Genomic DNA, 5006 nt, shown 5'->3' on the forward strand with positions numbered 1-5006 from the left:
TATACATGGTGCAACAGAAGATGTTCCGGGGGCTTTAAGTAAAGCGGATATTTTTGCTTGCCCCAGTGCTTCTGATATTTTTTAGCCGATAAAGTTGTATAATTATTAAATTTATTAAAATATTGCTCCCAGTTTGCATAAGTCTGGTGTTCAATATACCCTTGCAACTTCTTATTCTCATACGGTGTTATTATCGCTTGATGTACATAACCTTCCACATAAGTTCCCTCTTTGGGCATTAAGCGACACACGTAATCAGGTCGTAATGTCCCATGAGTGGCTTTATTATGTCTAAACTTATTTCTTCGCTGAATCCAATACGCATACGGTTTATTTTCATTAACTGCTACTTCGATATGACGAGCCAACTCTTCACTACAAGCTTCATCGGCATCTATCATAAAAATCCACTCATAATTTGCTTGTTGAATGGCAAAAGTTTGTTGGGAGCCCCAATCACCATTTAATGCCCGAGAAATTACCTTAGCTCCTAAAGATTCCGCAATTTCGCGCGTTCTATCCGTACTACCATCGTCAATTACAATAATTTCAGATGCGAAAAGGCAGCTCTTTATACAGCGTTCTATATTCTTTTCTTCATTTCTTGTTAAAATCAATACGCTAACCGGTACCATATCTAATTCCTTTTACTCGTGTTCTATACAATATGTCTGCTTATACAACGATAAATAATCTACTTTATTATAGCATATTAGCTATAAAATTTAACATTCATGTTAATACGTAAAGAGTTTTATTTGGCGTTTAAAAATCAAACACAAAAACAGGAAGCCCTTACGAGCTTCCTGTTTATAGCTAAAAAATATAGATTATAAAATTATAGCGTTTTAATATATTATTTCCAATTCTTTTTTAGCGTTTCCGCTAATTCAGCCGCCTCACCTTGTAAAAAGTGACCTTGTACATTCGGCATAGAACTTAACATAGTTAACAATTCCTGTACTTTTTCAGAAGCTTCGCGATACACCGCATAAGAAGTAATCATTTGGCCTATGCCGGACTGTTCCGTTGCGGAATCACAACCCATTACCACGGCAAGTGCCTTATCCGGTTGCTTAGCTTCCCAATCAACCAATTCTTTATACATGGTGCTCTGCAAAAGCTCCACATCAGCGTGCCACTGTTTTGTCCAGTTTTTCAAAATTAATAAGGAGTATGCTTTTAAAGTTCCGACCCAAATATCACCGAGCGACTGTGTCATAGTTAGCGCCAACGGACGTTTTTCCCAATCACTTTGACGTGCCGCTTCAGCAATCTCCGAATAATATATTTCATCCTCTTTCATCATCGTTACCGGATTGTATAACAATGACCAACTGATTACGGATGGATGGTTTTTATCACGAGTTATTAAGGAGTCAATCGTGTCTTTATGAGTATCAAGCAATCTAGATTTAATATCGGTTTTATTGAAATTTGCTTCGCTCGGTTGCCAATCTTTAGCTACTAATCCGGCTGCCGGCATTTCAGCGACAACCAAAATACCTGCTTCATCAGTGAGTTGAAGCACGTCCGGCGATATTGGTCGGCCACTACTGAAAATACAGTTGCCACCAAGCTCCAATAACTTCTGTAATTGCTGTTTTGCCTGAATTGGATTTGAAGATAAGGTTAAATTAGACGGCCCCAATTCAATCCCTTTTAAGCGAACAATGGCACCATTTAACATGAGGTTGCCACCTTCTACAGCTACCGTGCGAATGCCGATACGTTGATGATAGATATCATGCTTTTTGCCTAGACGGCTTACTTCCACTTCCAAAGTATATAAATAGCCATCCCCTACGGTCCAAATATGTGGGTTTTCAACAGTCAATTTCGCATTACCACCCACACCGGTTGCCACAATACGGCCTTCTCTATCACGCAAAGTAGCCGTTACCAAGCAGTTCCCCTGTACGTGAGCCATATATTGCACAATGGCCTCTTCCTGTGACAACGCTTCGGTCTGCACCATTATGTCAGTCAAACGGGTCGTCGGCACCGTATAAAGCGTAACATTACCGTAAATCCCAGTCGGCACGTCATAATCAAAGTTCGGCTGATTAATGCGGCGTCCTTTAGGCGATGTAGCAACCTGCCCAGCCGGCAAAGTATACGCGGATAATTCATTATTCACTTTTACAACAATGCGGTTTTCTTCACCGTAGCGTAATTGCCGAGTCACGTTAATAACCGTCGAAATAAAGGCCCCTTCATGACGCCCTGCTTCCATACCGTTTACATACACAACCGCTCGATTACCAATACCGTCAAAACGCAAAAATACATCCAATCCGAGCCATCGTTTCGAAATGTAGATATTCCGTTCATACCACATAGTACCGCAATAGCTTCGCTCACCCGGACTTACAAAAACGTCCTGCAAAGCCGCCGGTACGGGTACCGACATCTGCCGAGCCACGCCGGTTTCATAAGTTTTATCCTTTGATTTATCAAAGGCAAAAAACCAATTGCCACGTAAATCAATACTATCGCGAAATACGTTTGCTACGGGCTGCAATAATTCCATCGTACTCATCAAAGACTCCTCCTATATCTCTTATAAGTATATACTAAATACCTATATGTATTCAATGAATTTATGTAGGAAATTCTGTTTACAATGCACATTTTTTCACCTATACTAAAATAAATGTGCAAATTTGAACGACTTTACGCAAAATATAAGGAGATTTACTGATGAAACGCTATACTACAGTTATATTTGATTGTGATGGAACGATTTTAAATACCCTAGATGATCTCATGGATTCGATGAATTATATTTTGAAAAAACATAATTATCCAACTCGAACTCTATCTGAAATTCGCAGTTTCGTCGGCAACGGTCTCGGTAAACTGGTAGAACGTAGCGTCCTCACCGGCACTGACCGCAAAGTATCTCAAGAACAACTCGACACCATGCTCACTGAACTGAAAGAGTATTATGCGGAGCACAACAATGATAAAACCACTCCTTACGAAGGACTCTATGAATTACTGGCGGAACTGAAAAAAGAAGGCTATAAAATGGCTGTTGTTTCCAATAAAGTGCAAGAAGGTGTTACTGCGTTAAATGACGAATATTTCAAAGAATATTTCAACGTAGCCATTGGCGAAACACCGGACCGCAAACGCAAACCGGAACCGGATATGGTTCACGCCGCTTTAAAAGAACTTAACAGCACACCGGAAGAAGCCGTATATGTGGGTGATTCTGAAGTAGATCTACAAACCGCTAAAAACTCCGGACTCCTCCCTATCGCTGTTACCTGGGGATTTAGAGATGAGGAATTTCTTAGGGAGCTGGGAGCGAAGCATGTGGCGCATACGCCGGCGGATGTAATGGAGATTATTGAAGCGCTGAATAAGTAGCGCTCTAATGCACCTATAATAGCAGAATGTAGCCAATCAGACAAAAACGAACCGGATATATAGTCCGGTTCGTTTTTATATTATGAAGTTAAACTATTCACAAATTCTAATATTAATAGAATTATGGAGCTAACTATCCTCTGATTTAGTCTCAATAATCGCAGCTGCCGCTAATCGTTTAGCTTCAGAGGCCGTTAATTGTATTTTAGTTGCCCCCAGTATCAATGAATGATAGACATTTTCGGGTAAAGGATCCGCTTCACATCTTAAGCCAATCTGATTACATTCTCGTACCAAAACTGATACTACTGACGCCCCTAAAAAAGACATTTTCATAAAATTAATAGCTTCCTCATTGTTTCTATTAGCTTGTCTATCAACCGATACACCCTTAGAATCTTTAAATACGGCAGATGAGGGCGACCACTCACCGGATGGCAGAATCTTCCACATCTGTGGCTTTCCTGATTTTATAGCTCGGTATAACTTTTCTTGTTCAGAAAAATCTTTATCACTATTCAAAAGCATCAACCATCCTTAAGAGTCTCTCTTTATCTTTTAATAAATTAAATTGAATTTCTGACTCCTCTCCTGACGGAGAAATAGACAACACTTTCACTTGCCGATTACCAATAAACTCAAGCTCTAAATAATGTGTATCATCTTCCCATTCAATCTGTACATGACCATTAGGAACTGGGAAAATTGTCATATATTTAGATATCACGGGCAGTAACGTAATAAAATATTTTGCCTCATTAATTATTCCCGGATTAATCGGATCCGCAGTGTATCCATCCCACCCCGCCGGCATTGAATAAAATGTATCAAGATAGTCAAGTGCACTATTAACTTCCTGTGATAATAGTTGATTATAATATTTTTCAAGACCTAGAGTATCGGTTACAACTTTATGTATTGTCAGAATAGAACCTTGATATTTATTCTTTCTTTTAGAATTTTTTAGATTTGTAGATGATACTATCTCCGCAATATCTCTTGTTCTCACGCTATTACTAACATAAAAAGAATTTTGTCTCCATGATGTTCTTGGGAGCGAGTTAATGCCTCGTGACTGAACTATATTAGGACTATAAATTAAGCTCATATTAAGCACCGCCTTTTTCCTCGTCCGAATCATTTTTCACCCTAAAATTTAATTCAGACAAAAGTTCTTCATCAAAATAAAAGTGAGCTTTATATAAACCTACATAGGGAAATGTTATATTTTTAAGTGGGCCACCAAATTGCAAATATCCATTAGCCTCTCCTTTTTCCTTAAGTTCTTCAAACTTAGGAACCTCGAGTTTAGATTCGTACTTATACACGACAGAATCGGAATCACCGGAATACAAAATTTCCAACTTGAACTGATGATCCTCATTAACATTAGTATCCACTACCCCAGCTGAAAATGCTAGTGTAAAAGCAGTTGGTATAAAAGGTAAAGGCAGTACAACAATTGGACTAAACAAAGCTTGCACCGGTTGCCCTTCAGAATGATTTACTCTCTCCACAAGCTGCACATCTTCACATAAAACAAAATATCCAATTTTAGCCAATTATGTCACCTCTCTTCTATACAAATAGATTTTATACATTTATTATAGCACAATAAAACAAGGTTA

The 5006-nt window shown here is 38.8% G+C and carries 6 protein-coding genes; 1 reads left to right on the plus strand and 5 read right to left on the minus strand.

All coding sequences use genetic code 11. The features are described 5' to 3' along the window. Positions 1-635: glycosyltransferase family 2 protein (locus tag EO124_RS10005; RefSeq protein WP_164726617.1), on the minus strand; the 635-nt coding region annotated here is incomplete at its 3' end. A 221-nt stretch (positions 636-856) separates the two neighbouring features. Then, a complete protein-coding gene (locus EO124_RS10010; RefSeq protein WP_127059388.1) occupies positions 857-2542 on the minus strand; it encodes a glycoside hydrolase family 2 TIM barrel-domain containing protein in 1686 nt (561 codons plus the stop codon). Positions 2543-2703: 161 nt separating this feature from the next. Here EO124_RS10010 and EO124_RS10015 point away from each other — a divergent pair, with 161 nt between their 5' ends. After that, the gene (locus tag EO124_RS10015; protein ID WP_127059389.1) at positions 2704-3378 is read left to right on the plus strand and encodes an HAD family hydrolase; all 675 of its coding nucleotides are present in this window, start codon (positions 2704-2706) and stop codon (positions 3376-3378) included. Positions 3379-3507: 129 nt separating this feature from the next. Here EO124_RS10015 and EO124_RS10020 read toward each other — a convergent pair whose 3' ends face one another. From EO124_RS10020 to EO124_RS10030, 3 genes are read right to left on the minus strand one after another with little or no spacing between them, the layout of a single operon-like run. Next, on the minus strand, positions 3508-3900 hold the full coding sequence (locus tag EO124_RS10020; protein ID WP_127059390.1) for a hypothetical protein: 393 nt from the start codon (positions 3898-3900) through the stop codon (positions 3508-3510). Then, positions 3893-4486 (minus strand): hypothetical protein, encoded by a 594-nt coding sequence (locus tag EO124_RS10025; protein ID WP_127059391.1) that lies wholly within the window; start codon positions 4484-4486, stop codon positions 3893-3895. The genes EO124_RS10020 and EO124_RS10025 overlap by 8 nt, the downstream gene beginning before the upstream one ends. A gap of 1 nt (position 4487) precedes the next feature. Then, positions 4488-4940, minus strand: a complete 453-nt coding sequence (locus EO124_RS10030) for a DUF6941 family protein (protein ID WP_127059392.1) — start codon at positions 4938-4940, stop codon at positions 4488-4490. Positions 4941-5006: the final 66 nt, after the last annotated feature.

Origin of the sequence: Veillonella ratti (genome assembly GCF_003992115.1) — a bacterium.
Lineage (GTDB): Bacteria > Bacillota > Negativicutes > Veillonellales > Veillonellaceae > Veillonella_A > Veillonella_A ratti.

Excerpts from the sequence above, each read along its gene's own strand:
- EO124_RS10010 (WP_127059388.1), bottom strand. The coding sequence starts at position 2,542 with ATGAGTACGATGGAATTATTGCAGCCCGTAGCAAACGTATTTCGCGAT.
- EO124_RS10015 (WP_127059389.1), top strand. The coding sequence starts at position 2,704 with ATGAAACGCTATACTACAGTTATATTTGATTGTGATGGAACGATTTTA.
- EO124_RS10025 (WP_127059391.1), bottom strand. The coding sequence starts at position 4,486 with ATGAGCTTAATTTATAGTCCTAATATAGTTCAGTCACGAGGCATTAAC.